Annotated in this window: 1 protein-coding gene; it reads right to left on the reverse strand. The window is 45.7% G+C overall.

All coding sequences use genetic code 11. The features are described from left to right. Positions 1–65: 65 nt before the first annotated feature. Positions 66–1,256, reverse strand: coding sequence for an elongation factor Tu (gene tuf / locus JMX92_RS13295; RefSeq protein WP_011961077.1), 1,191 nt, complete (start codon positions 1,254–1,256; stop codon positions 66–68). Positions 1,257–1,262: the final 6 nt, after the last annotated feature.

Below are 1,262 nucleotides of genomic sequence, written 5' to 3' on the forward strand. Positions count from 1 at the left end.
CCATAAAAAAACCGCCTCAATGAGGCGGTTTTTTTGCTTGATAGCGTTATTAACACTTAAAGAGATTAGTCTTTAACGTTAGCAACAACACCAGCACCTACAGTACGGCCACCTTCGCGGATTGCGAAACGTAGACCTTTGTCCATAGCGATTGGGTGGATAAGCTCTACGCTCATCTCAACGTTATCGCCTGGCATTACCATTTCAGTACCTTCTTGTAGAGAAATAGCACCAGTTACGTCAGTTGTACGGAAGTAGAACTGTGGACGATAGCCGTTTAGGAATGGTGTGTGACGACCACCCTCTTCTTTTGATAGTACGTATACTTCAGCATCAAACTTAGTGTGCGGAGTGATTGAACCTGGCTTAGCTAGTACTTGGCCACGTTGTACGTCTTCACGCTTAGTACCACGTAGTAGTACACCACAGTTCTCACCAGCACGACCTTCGTCTAGTAGCTTACGGAACATCTCAACACCTGTACAGGTGGTTTTTTGAGTGTCACGGATACCAACGATTTCAATCTCGTCACCAACTTTAACGATACCAGACTCAACACGGCCAGTTACAACTGTACCACGACCTGAGATTGAGAATACGTCTTCGATAGGCATCAAGAATGGCTTATCGATGTCACGCTCTGGCTCTGGAATGTAAGTGTCTAGAGTTTGTAGTAATTCGATAACTGCTGGCTCACCATATTTGCCATCTTTACCGTTTAGGGCTTCTAAAGCTGAACCTTTGATGATTGGTGTGTCATCACCTGGGAAGTCGTAGTCTGAAAGTAATTCACGTACTTCCATTTCTACTAGCTCTAGTAATTCTTCGTCGTCAACCATGTCACATTTGTTCATGAATACCATGATGTATGGTACGCCAACCTGACGTGATAACAAGATGTGCTCACGAGTTTGTGGCATTGGGCCGTCAGTAGCTGATACAACTAGAATAGCACCGTCCATCTGAGCAGCACCAGTGATCATGTTTTTAACATAGTCAGCGTGACCTGGGCAGTCTACGTGTGCGTAGTGACGGTCAGCAGTGTCATACTCAATGTGTGAGGTGTTGATTGTAATACCACGGGCTTTTTCTTCTGGTGCTGAGTCAATTGCAGCGTAGTCTTTGGCTTCGCCACCAAAAGTTTTTGCAGCTACAGTTGCGATAGCAGCTGTTAGAGTGGTTTTACCGTGGTCAACGTGACCGATGGTACCGACGTTTACGTGCGGCTTGTTACGTTCGAACTTGGCCTTTGCCATGAGTGT

The sequence above is a fragment of the Psychrobacter sp. H7-1 genome, assembly GCF_904846585.1.
GTDB classification, from domain to species: domain Bacteria; phylum Pseudomonadota; class Gammaproteobacteria; order Pseudomonadales; family Moraxellaceae; genus Psychrobacter; species Psychrobacter raelei.

What these genes read in the sequence shown, in the direction of transcription:
- tuf (WP_011961077.1), bottom strand. Translation starts at nt 1,256, where the DNA reads ATGGCAAAGGCCAAGTTCGAACGTAACAAGCCGCACGTAAACGTCGGT.